Source organism: Burkholderia sp. Ax-1719, from assembly GCF_011753055.1.
Classification (GTDB): Bacteria; Pseudomonadota; Gammaproteobacteria; order Burkholderiales; family Burkholderiaceae; genus Paraburkholderia.
The window spans coordinates 91,429-111,261 of the sequence record NZ_VWWJ01000013.1 but is presented as its reverse complement, the minus strand read 5'-3'; the positions used below and the strand labels follow the sequence as shown (position 1 = coordinate 111,261).

The 19,833-nt window shown below is 63.6% G+C and carries 19 protein-coding genes; 6 read left to right on the top strand and 13 right to left on the bottom strand.

The window, feature by feature from the left end; translation table 11 throughout:
* Positions 1–598: 598 nt before the first annotated feature.
* The 7 genes from F3J17_RS22060 to F3J17_RS22030 all read right to left on the bottom strand — a co-directional run bounded on the left by F3J17_RS22060 (position 599) and on the right by F3J17_RS22030 (position 9,083).
* On the bottom strand, positions 599–1,570 hold the full coding sequence (locus tag F3J17_RS22060) for a branched-chain amino acid ABC transporter permease (RefSeq protein ID WP_167063684.1): 972 nt from the start codon (positions 1,568–1,570) through the stop codon (positions 599–601).
* Entirely contained in the window at positions 1,570–2,454 is an 885-nt protein-coding gene (locus F3J17_RS22055) for a branched-chain amino acid ABC transporter permease (RefSeq protein WP_167063681.1), read from the bottom strand. Before F3J17_RS22055 ends, F3J17_RS22060 begins: the two co-directional genes overlap by 1 nt.
* Before the next feature lie 92 nt (positions 2,455–2,546).
* Positions 2,547–3,764, bottom strand: coding sequence for an ABC transporter substrate-binding protein (locus tag F3J17_RS22050; protein WP_167063678.1), 1,218 nt, complete (start codon positions 3,762–3,764; stop codon positions 2,547–2,549).
* A 120-nt stretch (positions 3,765–3,884) separates the two neighbouring features.
* Positions 3,885–4,649, bottom strand: coding sequence for an ABC transporter ATP-binding protein (locus F3J17_RS22045; RefSeq protein WP_167063675.1), 765 nt, complete (start codon positions 4,647–4,649; stop codon positions 3,885–3,887).
* Positions 4,646–5,425, bottom strand: coding sequence for an ABC transporter ATP-binding protein (locus F3J17_RS22040; protein WP_167063672.1), 780 nt, complete (start codon positions 5,423–5,425; stop codon positions 4,646–4,648). The genes F3J17_RS22045 and F3J17_RS22040 overlap by 4 nt, the downstream gene beginning before the upstream one ends.
* A gap of 418 nt (positions 5,426–5,843) precedes the next feature.
* Positions 5,844–7,538, bottom strand: a complete 1,695-nt coding sequence (locus F3J17_RS22035) for a GMC family oxidoreductase N-terminal domain-containing protein (protein WP_167063669.1) — start codon at positions 7,536–7,538, stop codon at positions 5,844–5,846.
* Between the two features lie 12 nt (positions 7,539–7,550).
* Positions 7,551–9,083, bottom strand: a complete 1,533-nt coding sequence (locus tag F3J17_RS22030) for a CoA-acylating methylmalonate-semialdehyde dehydrogenase (protein WP_167063666.1) — start codon at positions 9,081–9,083, stop codon at positions 7,551–7,553.
* Between the two features lie 132 nt (positions 9,084–9,215).
* Here F3J17_RS22030 and F3J17_RS22025 point away from each other — a divergent pair, with 132 nt between their 5' ends.
* Positions 9,216–10,103: a LysR family transcriptional regulator gene (locus tag F3J17_RS22025; RefSeq protein WP_167063663.1), complete on the top strand. Its 888-nt coding sequence runs from the start codon at positions 9,216–9,218 to the stop codon at positions 10,101–10,103.
* Between the two features lie 215 nt (positions 10,104–10,318).
* On the top strand, positions 10,319–10,846 hold the full coding sequence (locus tag F3J17_RS22020; RefSeq protein ID WP_167063660.1) for a class IV adenylate cyclase: 528 nt from the start codon (positions 10,319–10,321) through the stop codon (positions 10,844–10,846).
* 33 nt (positions 10,847–10,879) lie between these two features.
* Here the strand turns inward: F3J17_RS22020 and F3J17_RS22015 are convergent, their stop codons facing one another.
* A complete protein-coding gene (locus F3J17_RS22015) occupies positions 10,880–11,371 on the bottom strand; it encodes an Lrp/AsnC family transcriptional regulator (RefSeq protein WP_027815978.1) in 492 nt (163 codons plus the stop codon).
* Between the two features lie 150 nt (positions 11,372–11,521).
* Between F3J17_RS22015 and phhA the strand changes: the two genes are divergently transcribed.
* On the top strand, positions 11,522–12,418 hold the full coding sequence (gene phhA / locus F3J17_RS22010) for a phenylalanine 4-monooxygenase (RefSeq protein WP_167063657.1): 897 nt from the start codon (positions 11,522–11,524) through the stop codon (positions 12,416–12,418).
* Positions 12,419–12,590: 172 nt separating this feature from the next.
* Positions 12,591–12,935, top strand: coding sequence for a 4a-hydroxytetrahydrobiopterin dehydratase (locus F3J17_RS22005; protein WP_275692916.1), 345 nt, complete (start codon positions 12,591–12,593; stop codon positions 12,933–12,935).
* A 167-nt stretch (positions 12,936–13,102) separates the two neighbouring features.
* On the opposite strand, the gene F3J17_RS22000 is transcribed toward F3J17_RS22005, so the two are convergent.
* On the bottom strand, positions 13,103–13,333 hold the full coding sequence (locus F3J17_RS22000) for a DUF3717 domain-containing protein (RefSeq protein ID WP_167063651.1): 231 nt from the start codon (positions 13,331–13,333) through the stop codon (positions 13,103–13,105).
* Between the two features lie 131 nt (positions 13,334–13,464).
* Between F3J17_RS22000 and F3J17_RS21995 the strand changes: the two genes are divergently transcribed.
* Both F3J17_RS21995 and F3J17_RS21990 read left to right on the top strand, forming a co-directional pair.
* Positions 13,465–14,151: a response regulator transcription factor gene (locus F3J17_RS21995; protein ID WP_027815974.1), complete on the top strand. Its 687-nt coding sequence runs from the start codon at positions 13,465–13,467 to the stop codon at positions 14,149–14,151.
* A gap of 195 nt (positions 14,152–14,346) precedes the next feature.
* On the top strand, positions 14,347–15,888 hold the full coding sequence (locus tag F3J17_RS21990) for a sensor histidine kinase (protein WP_167063648.1): 1,542 nt from the start codon (positions 14,347–14,349) through the stop codon (positions 15,886–15,888).
* A 96-nt stretch (positions 15,889–15,984) separates the two neighbouring features.
* Here F3J17_RS21990 and F3J17_RS21985 read toward each other — a convergent pair whose 3' ends face one another.
* From F3J17_RS21985 to F3J17_RS21970, 4 genes are all read right to left on the bottom strand, one after another.
* The gene (locus tag F3J17_RS21985; protein WP_167063645.1) at positions 15,985–16,488 is read right to left on the bottom strand and encodes an SET domain-containing protein-lysine N-methyltransferase; all 504 of its coding nucleotides are present in this window, start codon (positions 16,486–16,488) and stop codon (positions 15,985–15,987) included.
* Positions 16,489–16,821: 333 nt separating this feature from the next.
* Positions 16,822–17,934: an NADH:flavin oxidoreductase/NADH oxidase gene (locus tag F3J17_RS21980; RefSeq protein WP_167063642.1), complete on the bottom strand. Its 1,113-nt coding sequence runs from the start codon at positions 17,932–17,934 to the stop codon at positions 16,822–16,824.
* 150 nt (positions 17,935–18,084) lie between these two features.
* Positions 18,085–18,822, bottom strand: a complete 738-nt coding sequence (locus tag F3J17_RS21975) for a glutamine amidotransferase (protein ID WP_167063639.1) — start codon at positions 18,820–18,822, stop codon at positions 18,085–18,087.
* Between the two features lie 259 nt (positions 18,823–19,081).
* Positions 19,082–19,720 (bottom strand): MarR family winged helix-turn-helix transcriptional regulator, encoded by a 639-nt coding sequence (locus F3J17_RS21970; RefSeq protein WP_167063636.1) that lies wholly within the window; start codon positions 19,718–19,720, stop codon positions 19,082–19,084.
* Between the last annotated feature and the right edge of the window lie 113 nt (positions 19,721–19,833).

Sequence of the window (19,833 nt, the reverse complement as noted above, 5' to 3'; positions counted from 1 at the left end):
ACGTGACAGTTTCCGGGTTCGAATCAGGCAGGGTTCACGCGCCGATGCGCCAGTCAGCGCAGGTCGTTAATGCTGACCGCATGGTCGGCGAATGGCGAGTGTAACGGAGCGATGTTTCGCGGAGCAAGCGCTTTCCAGCGGCTTACAGCGTGGATGCAACGGTGAGGAAAAACGATGATTGGCGAGTGCCGGAGAACTACGGAAGGGGTGTAGCGGAGAAAAACAGCGAAGGGATAAAACGGGGATGGAGAACGAGGTGTCCGGCGATATAAGCCGAAGCAGAATATTAAAAGCGCAGTTGGATTCTCATCCAACTGCGCTTCCTTGTCCGGGCACTTTGTGCCTCAGTTGTCTCCTCGTTCTCCACCTGCAAATTCGGTGCATCAGAACTAGGTGAAACTTTAACTTTCGCACCCCCGACGGGCAACTAGCATTTACCCTAGTGGTGCAGCGCGGCACCGATTTGGGGCGCACTGACACAGCTTTGTCGCATTTCTCAATCGTCCGACAAGCCGCGTGGGGAGCCGTGTGGATCGCACACGAAGGCACTTATTCTCACGCGAATTTCCACGTGAAGCAAGCTCGCCGCAGCATAAATTCACGCGCGCAGCGGCCGCACCCGCGCCACGATCTCGCCGACAATCCCGCGCCGGAACGCCAGCACGCAAGCGATAAAAATCAGCCCCGTGACGATGGTTGCCGACTCGCCCAGCGAGCGGAACCAGTCCACGCCCGTCACCGACGCCAGTGCGCTGCCGATATCGCCCAGCCGGTCTTCCAGCGCGACGATCAGCGCCGCGCCCAGCAGCGGCCCGAACAGCGTGCCCATGCCGCCCACCAGCGTCATCAGGATCACGAGGCCGGACATGGTCCAGTAGGCGTCGCCGAGCGTCTCGAAGCCCAGCACCAGCACCTTGAGCGACCCGGCCAGCCCCGCGAGCCCGGCGGACAGCACGAAGGCGAGCAGCTTGAAGCGGTCGGTGTCGTAGCCGAGCGAAATTGCGCGCGGCTCGTTCTCCTTGATCGCCACCAGCACCTGGCCAAACGGCGAATGCACGATGCGCACGATCAGCATGAACGCCAGCACCATCACCACCAGCACGACGTAATAGAGCGAGAGATCCGAATCGAGCGACAGCACGCCGAACAGCTTGCCGCGCGGCACGGCTTGCAACCCGTCCTCGCCGTGCGTGAACGGCGCCTGCAGGAACACGAAGTAGACCATCTGCGCGAGCGCGAGCGTGACCATCGAGAAGTAGATGCCCTGCCGACGAATCGCGAAGATGCCGACGATCATGCCGAGCGCCGTCGCCACCGCCGTGCCGATCAACACCCCCAGCTCCGGCGTGAAACCCAGCGTCTGCACCGCGTAGCCGGTGGTGTAGCCCGCGCTCGCCAGAAACATCGCATGCCCGAACGACAGCAGCCCCGTATAGCCGATCAGCAGATTGAAGGCCGCGGCGAACAGCGCGAAACACAGCACCTTCATCACGAAGAGCGGATAAGCGCCCGCGAAAGGCGCCACGATCAGCGCGATCAGCAGCAGCGCATAGAGCACTTTTCTTTGCATCACCGTTCCTTGCCGAAAAGGCCGGCGGGGCGCACCAGCAGCACGATCGCCATGATGACGAACACCACGGTCGCGGACGCCTCCGGCCAGAACACGCGCGTGAAGCCCTCGATCACGCCGAGCAGCAGCCCCGTGAGGATCGAGCCCATGATCGAACCCATGCCGCCGATCACGACCACGGCGAACACCGTGATGATCATCGGCTGGCCCATCAGCGGCGACACCTGGATCACGGGCGCGGCCAGCACGCCGGCGAACGCCGCGAGCGCCACGCCAAAACCGTAGGTCAGCGTGATCATGAGCGGCACGTTGATGCCGAACGCCTCGACCATCTTGGGGTTTTCCGTGCCCGCGCGCAGATAGGCGCCCAGACGCGTTTTCTCGATCACGAACCAGGTGGCGAAGCACACAGTCAGCGACGCCACCACGACCCACGCGCGGTAGTTGGGCAGATACATGAAGCCGAGATTGGTTGCGCCCGCAAGCAGATCGGGCACATCGTATGGTTGCCCGGACGCGCCATAGATCGAGCGGAACACGCCCTCCACCACCAGCGTCAAACCGAAAGTCAGCAGGAGTCCATACAAATGATCGAGCCGATACAGCCAGCGCAGCATCGAACGCTCGATCAATACGCCGATCAGCCCCACCAGCAGCGGCGCGACGAAAATCATCACCCAGTAGGGCAGATTGAAGTAAGCGAGGCCCATCCACGTGAGCATCGCGCCCAGCATGAACAACGCGCCGTGTGCAAAGTTGATCACGTTGAGCATGCCGAAGATCACCGCGAGGCCCAGGCTCAGGATCGCGTAGAACGACCCGTTCACGAGCCCGAGCAACAACTGGCTCAGCATTGCCGGAAGCGGAATGCCAAAGATCATCATGAAAACCGCCTTTAACGGCACGGGTTAATGGTTGACCCGCAGGTTGACGCGCGGCGCTCAGGCGCGCCGCGCGCTTCAGACCTCGCTGGCGACTACTTCCACAGCGCGCACTTCGATTCCGCCTTCGACGTGTAGGCCTGCTCGCCCGGAATCGTCTGCACGACCTTGTAGAGATCCCACGGCCCCTTCGACTCGGACGGCTTCTTCACTTCGACCAGATACATGTCGTGAATCAGCACGCCGTCCTGGCGGATATAACCGTTGCTGGTGTAGAAGTCGTTGATCTTCGTCTTCTTGAGCTGCGCCATGACCTTGTCGGAATCGGTCGACCCCACGGCCTGGACCGCCTTGAGGTAGTTCATCACCACCGAGTAGTCGGCGGCCTGCAGCTCGGACGGCATCTTCTTCGTCTGCTCGTAATAGCGCTGCGCCCACTTGCGCGTTGCGTCGTTCTGGTCCCAGTACCAGCCGCTCGTCAGCACGAGGCCCTGCGTGGTGTCGAGTCCCAGGCTCTTCACGTCGGGCAGGAACATCAGCAGCGCGGCGATCTTCATGGTCTTGGTGATGCCGAATTCCTTCGACGCCTTGATCGCATTGACCGAATCGCCGCCCGCGTTCGCGAGACCCAGCACCTGCGCCTTCGAGGCCTGCGCCTGCAACAGGAACGACGAGAAGTCCGACGCTGACAGCGGATGACGCACTTCGCCCAGCACCTGGCCGCCGTTGGCCTTCACCACGTCCGCGGTATTCTTTTCGAGCGACTTGCCGAACGCGTAATCGGCGGTCAGGAAGAACCACGACTTACCGCCCTGCTTGAGCACTGCGAGGCCCGTGCCCCTGGCGAGCGCGACCGTGTCGTAGCCGTAGTGCACCGTGTACGGCGTGCACTGCTCGTTGGTGAGCGCATCGGTGCCCGCGCCGGTGTTGAAGTAGACGCGCTTCTTCTCCTGCGCAACCTGATTCATCGCCAGTGCCGTCGCCGAATTGGTGCCGCCGAGCAGCATGTCGATGCCGTCACGGTCCATCCATTCACGTGCCTTCGATGCGGCGATATCGGCCTTGTTCTGGTGATCGGCGTACACGATCTCGATCGGCTTGCCATTCACCTTGCCGCCAAAGTCCGCGATGGCCATCTTGATCGCGGTGAGGCCGCCCTGGCCGTCATCGTCCGCGTACAGCCCCGACATGTCCGTGATGAAGCCGATCTTCACCGCGTCGTTCGCGGCCTGCGCGTTCCCCGCGCAAAGCGCCGTAGCTGCTGCCGTGGCGGCTACATAAGCCGCGAGCCGCGCGAACGTGGTCTTCTTCATTGCTGTCTCCTTTCACTGGTGGCGTGGTGATGCGCGTTGTTATTCAGCGTTTTTCAGGCAAGGCAAAACAGGACGGCTCATGCGGCGCAACGATGCCCGCACGCAAAACCGATACGAAAACTAGACCCCAAGCAGATCGTGCAGCACCGGCATCTTCCCCTCGAGCTCGGCGATGCCGAAACGCTCGACGATGCGTCCGTGCTCCATCACGTAGAAGCGGTCGGCGAGCGGCGCGGCAAAACGGAAGTTCTGCTCGACCATAACGATGGTGTAGCCGCGCGACTTGAGCGTGACGATCATGCGCGCAAGCGTCTGCACGATGACGGGCGCGAGGCCCTCGGAAATCTCGTCGAGCAGCAGCAGATTCGCGCCCGTGCGCAGGATGCGCGCAACGGCCAGCATCTGCTGCTCGCCGCCTGACAGACGTGTGCCCTGGCTATGCCGACGTTCGGCGAGATTGGGAAACAGCGTGTAGATCTCGTCGATCGACATGCCTTGCGCGCCCGCTTTTACTCCTATCGCGGGCGGCAACAGCAGGTTCTCTTCGCACGACAGGCTGGCAAAAATGCCGCGCTCTTCCGGGCAATAGCCCACGCCGCAATGCGCGATGCGATAAGTCGGCATCTGGATGGTTTCGCGCGCACCGATGCGGATCGATCCCGTGCGCCGCCCCGTGAGACCCATGATCGCGCGCAGCGTGGTGGTGCGGCCCGCGCCGTTGCGCCCGAGCAGCGTGACGACCTCGCCGCGCTTCACCGATAGATCGACGCCATGCAGGATGTGCGATTCGCCGTACCACGCCTGCAGGCCCGCGATCTCCAGCGCGCTTTCGCCCTCGCCCGCCGCCGCTTGCTGTTCCCCGTGCTGTTCCGTCACCGTGCTCATGCGTGCGCCCCTGCGAGCGCGGCGTCGGCGCTGCCCATATAGGCTTCGGCGACGAGCGGATTCTTCGAGACTTCGGCGTAGGTGCCTTCGGCGAGCACTTCGCCGCGTTGCAGGACCGTGATGGTGTCGGAGATGCCCGCGATCACGTTCATGTTGTGCTCGACCATCAGGATGGTGCGCCCCGTCGATACCTTTTTGATGAGCGCCGTCACGCGGTCCACATCTTCGTGCCCCATGCCTTGCGTGGGTTCGTCGAGCAGCATCAGTTCGGGCTCCATCGCCAGCGTGGTGGCGATTTCGAGCGCGCGCTTGCGTCCGTAGGCCAGTTCGACGGTAGGCACATCGGCGAAATCGGTGAGGCCCACCTGCGTGAGCAGATCCATCGCACGGTCGTTGAGTTCGGCCAGCGTGCGCTCGCTTTTCCAGAAGTGATAGGCGGTGCCCAGTTGCCGTTGCAGGCCGATGCGCACGTTCTGCAAGGCAGTCAAATGCGGAAACACCGCCGAAATCTGGAACGAACGAATGATGCCGCGCCGCGCGATCTGCGCGGGCCGCTCGTTGGTGATGTCGATGCCGTTGAAGACGATGCGCCCGGCGCTCGGCACGAGAAATTTAGTCAGGAGATTGAAGCAAGTCGTCTTGCCCGCGCCATTGGGTCCAATGAGCGCGTGTATCGAACCACGGCACACGCGCAGGTTCACGCCGTTCACGGCGGTGAAGCCCTTGAACTGTTTCGTGAGGCCGCGCGTTTCCAGAATCGTGTCGCCGAGAATCATGTTCCCTTCCACGCGAAGTAAAGGCTGATGCTTCGACTGGCTTCGTTGGGTTCGCGCTCACCTACGCACGACAATGCATGGCGCACTGGCGCATGCCTCCCCCGCTCTTTTCATTCCGCGCCATTGTCTCGCCATTGATGCAGCGCAATCATTGGGATTTGCACTTACGGGTGACTGTCAATTTTTGTTCGAATCGACAAGAATCTTTAGGCGCAGATAAGCACGCAATCGCAGCATGATGGCGACACGTTAAATACATTGCAGCAGACTCGCAGACGTGCAAAAGCACACGCGCCGCATTCACGGCGCATGTCCTGGATAGTGGTCCGAAACACTGCTTTGCTGCGCCTCGCTCAGCGTGCGTCGACGCGGAGCGCTCAGTTAAGCCCTCAGTTAAGCGCTCAGTTAAGCGCGCGCTTCAACCTACGGGCACCGACGCCACCGCTTCGGTGCACACGGTAGCGGCCGATCCCGCGCGGCGATCCTCGCGCATCATCTGCGCCGCACGCTCGGCGATCATCAGCGTGGGCGAATTCGTGTTGCCCGACGTGATGAACGGCATCACCGATGCATCCACCACACGCAAGCCCTCCACGCCACGCACGCGCAGGCGCGCATCCACGACGGCGTCGGCATCGTCGGCGCGGCCCATGCGGCAGGTGCCCACCGGATGGAAGATCGTCGTGCCGATATTGCCCGCCGCCTCGCGCAATTCGCTTTCGCTCTGGAACGCCAGGCCCGGCAGGATTTCGTGCGGCTGATAGCGCGCGAGCGCCGCCGAAGCGGCAATGCGACGCGTCAGACGCAAGGCATTGGCGGCCACGCGCAGATCGTGCTCGGTCGAGAGGTAATTCGGCGCGATTGCGGGCGCGTCTTCTGCTCGCGCGGAAACCGCATGAATACTGCCGCGCGAGGCGGGACGCAGATTGCACACCGACGCCGTAAAAGCATTGAAGCGATGCAGCGGCTCGCCAAAGCGATCGAGCGACAGCGGCTGCACGTGATACTGCAGATCGGGGCGCGTGAGGCCCGGATCGCTCGCATCGGATTTCGCGAACGCGCCCAGTTGCGAAGGCGCCATCGACATCGGGCCGCTTTGCATCAGCGCGTATTCCATGCCGATCAGCAGTTTGCCCCACCAATGCGCCGACGCCGTATTCAACGTGCGCACGCCATTCACGCGAAACGCCATGCGCAGTTGCAGATGGTCCTGCAGGTTCTCGCCCACGCCGCGCAGATCGTTCACGACGTCCACGCCGATTCCGGCCAGACGCGCCGCATCGCCGATGCCGGAGCGCTCCAGCAATTGCGGCGAATTCACCGCGCCCGCGCTCAGAATCACCTCGCAACGCGCGCGCGCGCGGTAGGGCACATCGCCGCGATAATCCACGCCCACACAACGCTTGCCTTCGAAAATCACACGCTCGGTGAGCGCACCCGTGACGACGGTGAGATTGGGCCGTTTCATCGCCGTGCGCAAAAACGCCTTCGACGCATTCCAGCGCACGCCGCGCTTCTGGTTCACATCGAAATAACCGACGCCTTCGTTATTGCCGCGATTGAAGTCGCTGGTCGCCGGAATGCCCTGCTCCTGCGCGGCCTGCGCGAAGGTTTCGAGGATCTGCCATTTGAGGCGCTGCTTTTCCACGCGCCATTCGCCGCCCGCGCCGTGAAACTCGTTCGCGCCGCCGTGATAGTCCTCGCTGCGTTTGAACACCGGCAGCACCGATTCCCACGACCAGCCCGAATCGCCCGTCGCGCGCGCCCAGTTGTCGTAATCCTCGCGCTGGCCGCGCATATAGATCATGCCGTTGATCGACGACGATCCGCCCAGCACGCGCCCGCGCGGATACGACAGCGCGCGCCCGTTGAGGCCTTTTTCCTCGGCGGTTTTATATAGCCAGTCCGTGCGCGGATTGCCGATGCAATGCAAATAGCCGACCGGAATATGAATCCAGTGATAGTCATCCTTGCCGCCCGCTTCGAGCAGCAGCACGGTGACGTCCGGGTCCTGCGTGAGGCGGTTGGCGAGCACGCAGCCCGCCGTGCCCGCACCAACGATCACGTAATCGAATGCGCCTTCGATACGGCGCGCGTTTGCTGTGTCGCTCATGAGGCGCCCCGCTTACTTCGCCACCGGCATGGTGAATTCCGCGCCCTTGGCGATGCTGTCCGGCCAGCGCTGCATGATGCTCTTGTAACGCGTATAGAAGCGCACGCCCTCTTCGCCATAGGCGTGATGATCGCCGAACAGCGAGCGCTTCCAGCCGCCGAACGAATGCCACGCCATCGGCACCGGAATCGGTACGTTGATGCCGACCATGCCCACCTTGATCTGCCGCGAGAACGCGCGCGCCACGCCGCCATCGGACGTAAAGCACGCGACGCCATTGGCGAATTCGTGCTTGTTGATCAACTCGACCGCACTGGCGAAATCGGGCACGCGCACGACCGACAGCACCGGCCCGAAAATCTCCTCGCGATAGATCGACATATCGGTTTTCACATCGTCGAACAGCGTGCCGCCGAGGAAGAAGCCGTCCTCGCGCCCGACGACCGTATGGCCGCGGCCATCCACCACGAGCTTCGCGCCGGAAGCGATGCCGGCGTCGATATAACCCTGCACCTTCGTGCGATGCGCCGCCGTCACGAGCGGCCCCATTTCGGAGGCCTCGTTCATGCCGTCGCCGATATTGAGCGCCTTCACGCGCGGCGTGAGGCGCTCGATCAGTTCATCGGCGATATGGCCGACAGCCACCGCCACCGAGATCGCCATGCAGCGCTCGCCCGCCGATCCATAGGCCGCGCCGATCAGCGCATCGACGGCCTGATCGAGATCGGCGTCGGGCATCACCACCAGATGATTTTTCGCGCCGCCCAGCGCCTGCACGCGCTTGCCGTGTTTCGTGCCTTCCGTGTAGATGTATTCGGCGATCGGCGTGGAGCCGACGAACGACAGCGCAGCGATATCCGGATGCGCGAGCAGCGCGTCCACCGCCACCTTGTCGCCATGCACGACGTTGAAGACGCCATCGGGCAAACCGGCTTCCTTGAGCAGTTCGGCCAGGCGCAGCGACGCCGAAGGATCGCGTTCCGAAGGCTTCAGCACAAAGGTGTTTCCGCACGCCAGAGCGACGGGGAACATCCAGCACGGCACCATCATCGGGAAATTGAACGGCGTGACGCCCGCCACCACGCCGAGCGGCTGGCGCAGATTCCAGTTGTCGATACCGCCGCCAATCTGATCGGTGAAATCGGTCTTGAGCAGATTGGGAATGCCGCAGGCAAATTCGACGATTTCGATGCCGCGCATCACCTCGCCTTTGGCATCGGAAAAGACCTTGCCGTGCTCGCGCGTGACGAGTTCTGCCAACTCGTCGTGGTGACGGTCGAGCAGTTCCTTGAACTTGAAGAGCACGCGCGCACGCTTGATGGGCGGCGTCTCGCTCCAGGCGGGAAACGCGGCTTGCGCGGCGGCGACAGCCGCATCGACTTCGGCAACGCTTGCGAGCGGCACGCGTGCGCTGACTGCACCAGTGGCAGGATTGAAGACGTCGGCGAAACGGCCGCTGGTTGCTTCCAGCGCCTGGCCGTTGATGAAATGCGTCAGATCCGCAACGGCGCGCTCGGGCGCCTCGCTACGATGTGTCTCGCTCATGTTTCCCTCTTCAGTGGAGGTTTCTTATGCTCGCGCCAGGTTGCGCAGAGTCGACCTAGCGTAATCGCACGACGCCGCGCCGATCCAATGATTAATCCTCAAATGCGATATAAGGCGCGTTAATATCAGCGCATGGACCTGACCTTGTTGCGGGCGTTCGTCACGGTCGCGCGCGAGGGCAATCTCACGCGCGCGGCCACGCATCTGCATCTCACGCAGCCCGCCGTGAGCCTGCAGATCAAGCATCTGCAGGAGACGCTGGGCGTCACGCTGTTCACGCGCACCTCCCACGGACTCACGCTCACGCGCGACGGCCAGGCGCTGCTGCCGCATGCAGAGCGCGCGCTCGCGGCCGCGGGCGACGTGCAGCGCGCCGCTGCTGCGCTGCGTCATGAAGTGCGCGGGAAATTGCGCATCGGCACGATTCTCGATCCGGCGTTTCTGCGGCTGGGCGGCTTTTTGCGCCAGCTGGTGGAGACCTGGCCGCAGATCGAAACGGCACTGCGGCACGGCATGTCGGGCTGGGTGCTCGATCAGGTGCGCGCGAGCGAACTCGACGTGGGCTACTACATCGGCCAGCCCGGCCCCGATCCCGATACCTTCCACACCCTCACGCTCACGCGTTTCCAGTACCGCGTGCTCGCGCCAGCAGGCTGGAAGGACCGCGTGAAGGGCGCGCACGACTGGCGGGCGCTGGCCGCGCTGCCGTGGATCTGGACGCCGCCTGCGTCCGCGCATAACCGGCTGCTATCGGGCCTGTTCGAAGCGGCGGGCGCGAAGCCGAACAAGGTGGCGGAAGTGGATCAGGAGCCGTCGATGCTCGATCTGGTGAAATCGGGCGTGGGCCTCACGCTCGCACGCGACGCCACGGCCATTGCGGAGGCGCACGCGCACGCCCTCACTATCGTAGAAGGCGTGACGGTGCCCACCGAGCTCACCTTCATCACGCTCGCGGCGCGGCGCGACGAGCCCGCCATTGCGGCCGCGCTCAAAGCCATCGAAACACAGTGGACGATATGAGCCGCGCTCATGACCCGTCCGCACGCTCGCATTACGTCTGACCTTATCCGCCTCGCATCGACAATCGATGAAACTCTCATCGGTGTAACAGCGCGGTCACGCAAGTTTTGCTAGATTCGGAATTCGCGCCGCGTTTTTCGCATGCTCCTTGCGTGGGGTTCGCAGCGGCGCGTTCGAGCCTCGCCCATCGTTCCCTCGTTCCAACAGGAGCTTGCATGGCCCGCAACATCGAAATCAAAGCCCGCGCCCGTCAGTTCGACGCCCTGCGCGAGCGCGCCGCCCAGCTCGCAACCGAAGCGCCGCTGATCTTTCGCCAGCAGGACTTCTTCTACGATGTACCGCGCGGCCGCCTGAAGCTGCGTCAATTCGACGACGGCACGCCGCCCGAACTGATCTTCTACCAGCGCGACGACCGCGACGGCCCCAAGGCCTCGTACTACACGCGCAGCCCCGTCACCAACGCCGAAGCGATGCACTCGCTGCTGGCCACCGCCCTCACCACGCGCGGCATCGTCTCGAAGGAGCGCCACGTCTATCTGGCGGGCCGCACGCGCATCCACCTGGATCGCGTGGACGGTTTGGGCGATTTCGTCGAACTGGAAGTGGTGCTCGCCCCCGATGACGACGAGCAAGGCGGCGAAGCGGAAGCCGCCGCCGTGTTCAAGAAGCTGGGCGTGGACGAAAGCGATCTGGTGGCCGTCGCTTACGTCGATCTGCTCAATGCGCCGGCTCAGGCGGCCTGAACCGCGCACGCAGCCAAACCGCGCGGCACGCCCTTAAAGCGGCGCCGCGCCGGGTTCCAGATGCCCGAGCGGCAGCGGACCGTTGCGCTTGAAGGTGGTCAACACGATGTTCGAGCGCACGCTGTCCACACCTGGCACCCGCATCAGCTTCTTCATCACGAACGACGACAGCGCGTTCAGATCCGGCGCCACGATGCGCAGCAGATAGTCGGCGTCGCCCACCACGGCATGACATTCGAGCACTTCCGGCAGCACGTCGATCTGCTGCTGGAACTGCTCGATGATCGAATCGCCGTGGTGCTTCAACTTCAGGCTCGTGAACGCCGTGACGCCCAGGCCCAGTTTTTCGGGCCGCAGCACCACGCGATAGCCGTCGATCACGCCCGACGCCTCCAGACGCTGCAAACGCCGGCCGATCTGCGACGGCGAGAGCGGAACCTGTTCGCCCAGTTGCTGGTGCGTGGCGCGGCCAAAGCGCTGCAATACGTCGAGCAGCGCGAGATCGAAGTGATCCAGTTCGAGCATGAAAATATCCTGCATTGAATAGCGTAACGATGCACGATTATCGCATGCATGCGGCAATCAACACCCAAAACGCGCACTTTCCGCGCGCACTCCGCTTTACACTTTCCTGTCAGGAAATGTCAGCAAGTGCTTTAGTGGAGCATCACGAATATGGCCATCGCCGCCACCGCCAAACTGCAGGAACAATTCGACGCGGGCCTGGAAACCCGTGCGGATTTCACCATCGACCAGCCGCGTGAACGTTACAACGCGGTCGACCACGCGGTTTGGGACCAGCTCTACCGTCGGCAGATGGCGCTGCTCGAAGGGCGCGCTTGCGAAGCCTTTATCGAGGGCGCACAGCGCATTGGCCTGAACGTCGCCCATGTGCCCGATTTCGAAGCCGTGAGCGAGCGCCTGATGGCCGCCACGGGCTGGCGCATCGTCGCTGTGCCGGGTCTCGTGCCCGACCGCATCTTTTTCGAGCATCTGGCCAACCGGCGCTTTCCGGTGACCTGGTGGATGCGCCGCCCGGATCAACTGGACTATCTCCAGGAACCGGACGGCTTCCACGACCTGTTCGGCCACGTGCCGCTGCTGACCGACCCCGTTTTCGCCGATGCGATCCACGCCTACGGCCGCGCGGCGCTGGCCGTCGAGGAACGCGCCATGCCGCTGCTCGCGCGGCTCTACTGGTACACGGTGGAGTTCGGCCTGATGCGCGACGCGAGCGCTGGGACGGGCGTGAAGATCTACGGCGCAGGCATCGTGTCGAGCAAGGGCGAATCGCTCTACAGCGTGGAAAGCGCCGCGCCCAATCGTCTCGCGTTCGATCTCGACCGTGTGCTGCGCACGCGCTACCGCATCGACACGTTCCAGAAGACCTACTTCGTGATCGACTCGTTCGCGCAGTTGTTCGACGCGCTGGGCGCGGGCATTGCGGCACGCCTGAGCGACCCCGCGCCGCTTATCGCCGTCGAGCCGCACGCCGCGGGCGACGTGCTGGCGAGCGACACGGTCTACACGCGCGGCACGCGCGAAGGCTGGCTCGCCGACGGCGACGTCTAGGCGTCATCAAAGCGATTGCGCTTGCGGCAACGCAATGCCGTCGCTGCCCCGACTGCGCCAATTGCCGCAGTCGGCCCGCCGTGCGCTCGCACGCACGAGCCATACGTGGAAGAATCAATCATCGTTGCGGCGTCGCATCGCGTGAATCGCGACGCATCGCCGGCGACGAAACATGAAACGCATAACGCATATAGCGCATACAGGTGCCAAGATGATCAACCGACTCACCTCCGAAGAGCGCGCCTCGCAGCTCGCCGGCCTGCATGGCTGGCAATCCGTCGCGGGCCGCGACGCCATCCAGCGTCATTTCCGTTTCGCCGATTTCAACGAAGCGTTTGGCTTCATGACGCGCGTGGCGATCAAGGCGCAGGAAATGAATCACCATCCCGAATGGTTCAACGTCTATAACCGCGTGGAAATCACGCTGTCGACGCACGAAGCGGACGGCCTCACGACGCGCGATGTCGAACTCGCGAGCTTTATCGATTCGATTGCGCCGGGTCCGCTTTCGACCTGATCGACGGATGGGGTAAAAACGCGCCTGGGTACGCGTTTGGGTAACTACGTAGGGCACGCGCGTAAGCGCAATGCATGGGTCGCGCGTTAGGCAAGGGTGCGCACGGCGCGCAACGGGCAAATGCGCTGCAATGAAAGCATAATGCAGGGTATCGGACGTCGAAACCTTCAGCTTTGAAGGCCTTTCTTGAGGGACACGTAAGACTCCCAGGCAATGCGTGCCTGAGGGTCCAAACGATCCGGTGAGAAGACGTTCTGACGCTGTACAATCAGCAGCGCATATGGCCTGGAGAGCGCACTTGCCTCCTGGCACAACGCGAGTTCGTCGCCGCTCGAAGGCGAGCGGTCGCGCCAGAAGTTGATCGCGGCTTCGAGTTCGGTGATGGAAATATCGGACATGTTGGTCGTGATCGTGCAACCGTTGCACGCGGCGCCGCTCAGTCGCAGCGCTGGCGCTTGAGTTTCACAGACAAGCGGCGCTTGCGAACTGCGTGCCTGAACGCTAAACCCATTGTACTTGAGCGAAATCCATGCGACTCCTTCTGATCGAAGACGACCGCCCCATCGCACGCGGCATCCAGTCCAGCCTCGAACAAGCCGGCTTCACGGTCGACATGGTCCACGACGGCATCTTCGCCGAACAGGCACTCACGCAGAACCGTCACGAGCTCGTGATCCTCGACCTCGGCCTGCCGGGTATCGACGGCATGACGCTGCTCTCGCGTTTCCGTCAAAGCAACCGTCATACGCCCGTGATCGTGCTGACCGCGCGCGACGAGTTGAACGACCGCGTGCAAGGCCTCAATTCGGGCGCCGACGACTACATGCTCAAGCCGTTCGAACCGGCCGAACTCGAAGCGCGCATCCGCGCCGTGATGCGCCGCAGCGGCCCGCACGGCGACGTGCCGCGTCCTGAAGTGTCGCTCGGCGGCGTGCGTCTGTCGGGCGTCGATCGTCGCATCTTCAACGACGACAAGCCGCTCGAACTCTCGCCGCGCGAATTCGCCGTGCTCGAAATGCTGCTGCTGCGTCATGGCCGCGTCGTGAGCAAGGCGCAACTGCAGGATCACCTCACGCATTTCGGCGGCGATCTCGGCGATACGGCCATCGAAGTTTATGTCCACCGCGTGCGCAAGAAACTCGAAAACTGCCGCGTCGAAATCGTCACGGTGCGCGGCTTCGGCTATCTGCTGCAGGAAATCCGCCAGGCTGCCTAAGCCTTAGCGCGGTATTTGAAGGCGTCTCGCATCCCCGCGGGACGCCCATCGCTCTCCCGTTCTACGCCACTGCCGCGCCGCGAGACCCCAGTCTCTGCCGCACGGGCTTGCACCCGCGTAAAATGATCCAGGCCTGCGTGGCCCGCCTGCTTTTCACGGCGCCGCGCCCACGTCTATCCTGAGCCTGAACCGATCATGTCCCTCCCGGCCGCAACGAGCCTGCGCCGTACGCTGCTGCGCCGCCTCGCCGCCCCACTATCGCTGCTCGCCTTGATGAGCGGCCTGATCGCCTATTGGCTCGCGTGGCAGTACACGCAGCACGTGGTCGATCGATCGCTGGCCGACCTGGCCACCGCCATCTCTAAACAGATCCAGATCGCCGGTCCCGACGCACCCGTCACCGTGCCGCCGCTCGCCCAGGCGATGTTCTCCGATCCGGTGGAGCATCTGGTCTACCGCATCAGCAACGGCGAAACCGAAATCGCCGGCGACCACGATCTGCCGCTGCAAGGCACCAACGTGCGCCGCATGCATTACGCGTATGTGTTCGAGACCGTTTATCAAGGCGTGAGCGTGCGCGTCGCCCAGGTGCGCGTGCCGCAGCCGCATGGCAATCCCATCGTCGTGGAAGTGGGTCAGCCGGTGCATCACCGTTTTCGCATCGCCGCCGAATTCCTCGTCGCGATCATGATGCCGCTGCTGCTTCTGCTGCTGGCAGGCTGGGTGATCGTGTGGCGCGTGGTGAACCAGCAGCTCAACCCGCTGACCGATCTCGCCGATTCGCTCAATCGCCAGACGCACACGTCGCTGGAGCCCGTCGACGAGACCTACGTGCCGGTGGAGATCCGACCGCTCACGGGCGCGCTCAACGCGCTGCTCGGGCGTCTGAAGACCGCGCTCGACGGCCAGCGCAAGTTCATCGCCGATGCCGCGCATCAGCTGCGCACGCCGCTCACCGCCGTCAAGCTGCACGCCGAACAAGCGGTCAACGCGCGCGAGCCGCAGAAGGTCAGCGACGCCGTGCGCGAACTGCGCGCCGCCGCTGACCGCGCCGTGCGACTCTCGAACCAGTTGCTGTCGCTCGCGCGCGCGGAGCCGGGTGAACAGGCCGCGCGTTTCGTCGATATCGACATGGCCGCCCTCGCGTTCGAGACCGGCGCGGAATGGGTGCCGCGCGCACTCGCCTGGCACGTCGATCTGGGTTTCCAGCGTCTGGACGATCCCGAAAACGACACGCCGCTGATGGTGCGCGGCAATCCCGTGCTGTTGCATGAGGTGATCGCCAACCTGCTCGACAACGCGCTCAAGTATCTGCCGCCCGCGCGCGCCGATGGCGGCCGCATCACCGTGACGGTTTCGCAGACGGTCGCCGATGGCATGCCGATGGCCGAAATCATCGTCGAAGATAATGGCCGCGGCGTGCCGCAAGGCCAGCAGGCCGATCTCTTCAAACGCTTCTTCCGCGGCGACGGCCAGAGCGAAAGCGGCGTCGATAGCGGCGCGGGCCTGGGCCTCGCCATCGTGCACGACATCATGACGCTGCATCGCGGCAGCGTGCATTACGAAGATGCGCCCGATGGCGGCGCGCGTTTCATCGTGCGCGTGCCGCTCAATACGAAGCGCCCGGGCGACCCCGTGAAGCGCAAGATCGTCGCATCGGACAGCACGCACGACGACGATCGCGAAGCCCCTCAACCCGCGAAGAAGCCTTCACATCAGGCGCCGATCGATCTCTGATCGCTCTTCGATCAAGCTGTGCTGACTGACAAAAAACATGGGCCGCAATTGCGGCCCATGTGCTTTTCAATCACGCGAAGCTTGAACGTCGGCGCTTCATTTCTTCTTCTTGCCCTTCTTCGCGCCTTTGTCCTTGCCCTTGCCTTCGCTGTCGTCAGGCGGCGCGAGCATGGTGCCGCGGCACTTGCGTGCGCCGCAACGGCATTCGTATTCGCGCTTGAGCTTCTTGGTCTGCTTCGCGTCGATCACGAGACCGTAGTCGTAGAACAGCTCCTCGCCTTGCGCGATGTCGCGCAGCGCGTGGATGTAGACGTGTCCTTCGATCTCTTCGGCTTCGCAATTGGGCGCGCACGAATGGTTGATCCAGCGCGCGCTGTTGCCCTTCACCTTGCCGTCGATCACGTCGCCGTCGTCGAGCGCGAAATAGAAGGTGTGATTCGGTTCGTCGGGATTATGCGGATGACGCCGCAATGCTTCCTTCCACGAGATGCGCTCGCCCTTGTATTCGATCAGCCGTTCGCCGGCCTCGATCGCATCGGCTGCAAATACGCCCTTGCCGTGTACGCCCGACTGGCGCACGACGATCCTGCGTACACTCATTGATGGAATCCTTGTGAAGTACTGGGACTGGGGAGATATTCCCGCTCGCGGCTCATGCACGTCGAGAACGCATGTTGCACACGCATGTCGCACGCGGTTCGCGATACGTTGCGCGCGTCGCGTCGTGCCGAAAATGCCGCGCCCTACGCAAACGCGGCGCCTTGTCGGCGCCGCGCTCGTGAACGTGCATGAACAATACGAGGCGCGCCACAACCGGCATCGTACACGCTCGCGCCTCTTTCGTTCAACCCGCTGCGCGCATCACACAACGGTCCTCAACCTCGGTCGCATACCGCGCATGCTTCTCGCACGCGCGCCAGGCGATGCGTGCGCTCAACGTTGCCCAATCGTGATATCGCCGAACAGCTTCTTTTGATCGCGTGGCTGCGAACGCCAGTACTGCGGCGGCGCGCTCACCGTCGCACCGAGTTGCGCGGCAGCGTGCCACGGCCAGCGCGGATCGTAGAGCATCGCGCGCGCCATCGCGATCATGTCGGCCTCGCCATCTTCGATGATCTGATTGGCCTGCAACGCATCAGTGATGAGGCCGACGGCAATCGTCGTCATGCCGGTTTCCTGCTTGACCTTGCGCGCGAACGGCACCTGATAGCCGGGTTCGAGCGGGATCTTCTGCAACGGCGACACGCCGCCCGAGGACACGTCGATCCAGTCCGCGCCGCGCGCCTTGAGCGCCTGCGCAAACACAACCGTGTCGTCCGGCGTCCAGCCGCCTTCGACCCAATCGGTGGCGGAAACGCGCACACCAACGGGTCGATCTTCAGGAAACTGCGCGCGCACGATGTCGTAGATTTCCAGCGGAAAGCGCATGCGGTTTTCCAGCGAACCACCGTATTCGTCAGTACGCTGATTGGCGATCGGCGAGAGAAATTGATGCAGCAGATAGCCGTGCGCGCAGTGGATTTCGAGCGCGTCGATACCCAGTCGCGCCGCGCGCCGCGCCGTCGCCGCGAACGCATTGCGGATGCGGTTGAGGCCCGCGGTGTCGAGCGCGAGCGGCGGCGTTTCGTCGTCCTTGTGCGGCAGCGCCGAGGGTGCGTGCGGCAGCCAGCCGCCATCGGCGACGCTGATCAGCTGACCGCCTTCCCAGGGCACCGCGCTCGATGCCTTGCGGCCCGCGTGCGAAATCTGCATGGCGACGCGGATCGGCGAATGACGGCGGATGGCGGCGATCACGGGTTCGAGCGCGGCTTCGGTCGCGTCGTCCCAGAGTCCGAGACAGCCGGGCGTGATGCGGCCATCGGGCTCGACCGCCGTGGCTTCGATGCACAGCATCGCCGCGCCGGAAAGCGCAAGACTGCCGAGGTGAATCATGTGCCAGTCGTTGGCTTCGCCGCGCTCGGCCGAATACTGGCACATCGGCGAAACGACAATGCGATTGGCGAGCGTCATGCCGCGCAGCGCGAGCGGAGTGAAGAGCTTGCTCATGGGGAGAAAGTGCGGACGGTGGTGGGGAGCGTCCGAGAATAGCACGCGCTTTTGACACGCGCTTTCAAGGCAAAACGCGTGAGCGCCGCGCTCGCGCGCGTATGAAAACAAACCAGCCGATGACAGCTTGAGCGCTGCGCTATGCCTGATTCAAGGCTGCTTTGCAGCCGCACTCGCGGCCTGGTTGTCGAGCGCTTCGAGCCATTCGTGCAACATCAGGCTCGCCTGGGTTTCCAGACGCGGCGCATGCTGGGCCGTTTCAGCGCGCAGCGCATTGATGTCGATACCCGCGGCGTCCAGTTCGCCCGCATTGCCGATCAGCCAGGGCTCGAAACGGTCGGCGCGCACTTCAGGATGGCATTGCAGCCCGAGCACGTTATCGCCCCACGCAAACGCCTGGTTTTCGCACAGCGGCGTGGATGCCAGCCGCGTGGCGCCCGCGGGCAAATCGAAGGTATCGCCGTGCCAGTGCAGCATCGAGGTCAACGCGCCGTCCAGATGGCGCAGCGGCGAAGCGCGGCCCGCATCGGTGAGCGTAAGCGGCGACCAGCCGATTTCCTTGTGAGCCGCCGCATAAACGCGCGCGCCGAGCACGCGCGCAATCAGCTGCGCACCAAGGCAAATGCCGAGCGTGGGCAGTCCCGCCGCGATACGCTTTTCGATCAGCGCGGCAATGGGTGCGAGTGTGGGATAGCGAGCATCGTCGCAGGCATTGATGGGACCGCCAAGGATCACCATCAGCGACGCAGAGGTGGGATTGAGTGCGCCGACACGCGCAAAGCCGACATCGACATAGCGAACCGGCCGCCCGCGATCGCCGAGCACGCGCTCGAAACTGCCGAGGTCCTCGAAATATACGTGGCGAACGGCCAATACTTCGCGATTCATCGGCAAATCCCTGGGTCAGCTACACAATTCGACGCGCGGCGCCGGCGCCTTGCCAGACGCGCATCGGGTACACATGACAAAGCACGCTTGAAAGCACGCATGGCACGCTTGCGGCAGCCTGCCGCAGGACGCCTCGCCTGCCCTTGCCCGCGCCGCGAAGCCGTTCAGACCGCCACAGCGCCCGACCGTCCGGAAAGACGACGCGGCGCTGCGGGTGAGCGGCGGGTTTCGTGGGCGCTGCGCGTGCCACTGAGTGAGATCAGGCTGCGAAGATCTTCCAGTTTTTCTTCTGGGTCGTCGCGTCAGCCTGTTCGTACACCGAGCAATCGAGACGCAGATCGTTGTCGGACATCTGGATGCCCAGCAGCGCGCACTTGTGCGGCGTCTTCTTCGGGGTCTTGCTCGGCTCGAAGTGCGAGCACGAGAGGCACATCCGGTGCTGCGGCATGGCTTCCTGCGACTCAAGCACATAGACCGTCTTGAGCAGCGTGCGGTAGAACGCCGATTGCTCGTCTGCGCGCAGCGTGTTGACGGCCTTCGAGAGGAAGTCAGGCCATTGCGCGGCCTTCTTCGCAGCCGTACGGCCACGTGCGGTCAAGCGCACTGCAAGCGCGCGGCCGTCGTCGAGCGCGCGGCGCTTTTCAACGAGGCCCTTGGTTTCGAGCGTGCTCACTGCATCGCTGGTCGTGGCGGCAGTCAGTGCCGTCTCGCGGGCGATCTCGCCGAGGCGCATCGGCCCCTTGCGCTGCATCAGCAGCACGAGAATTTCGCCCTGGGTCGGCGTGAGGCCTGCGCCTTCAGCCCAGTCCCATGCCTGGCTACGCATAGCCGTGCTGAGTCGCAGCAGGCTATGGGTCACCCGCCCGGCTGCCTGCTCTCCGTATACGCCTTCGCTCATAGTCTTTCGCTGGTTATTTGGCAGCTTGCGCTGCATCGTCAGCCGCCGCATGCGCCGACGGCTTTGTGGGAAACCTTGCGGACGATTTCAGCAAATCGCCCACACCATCTCAA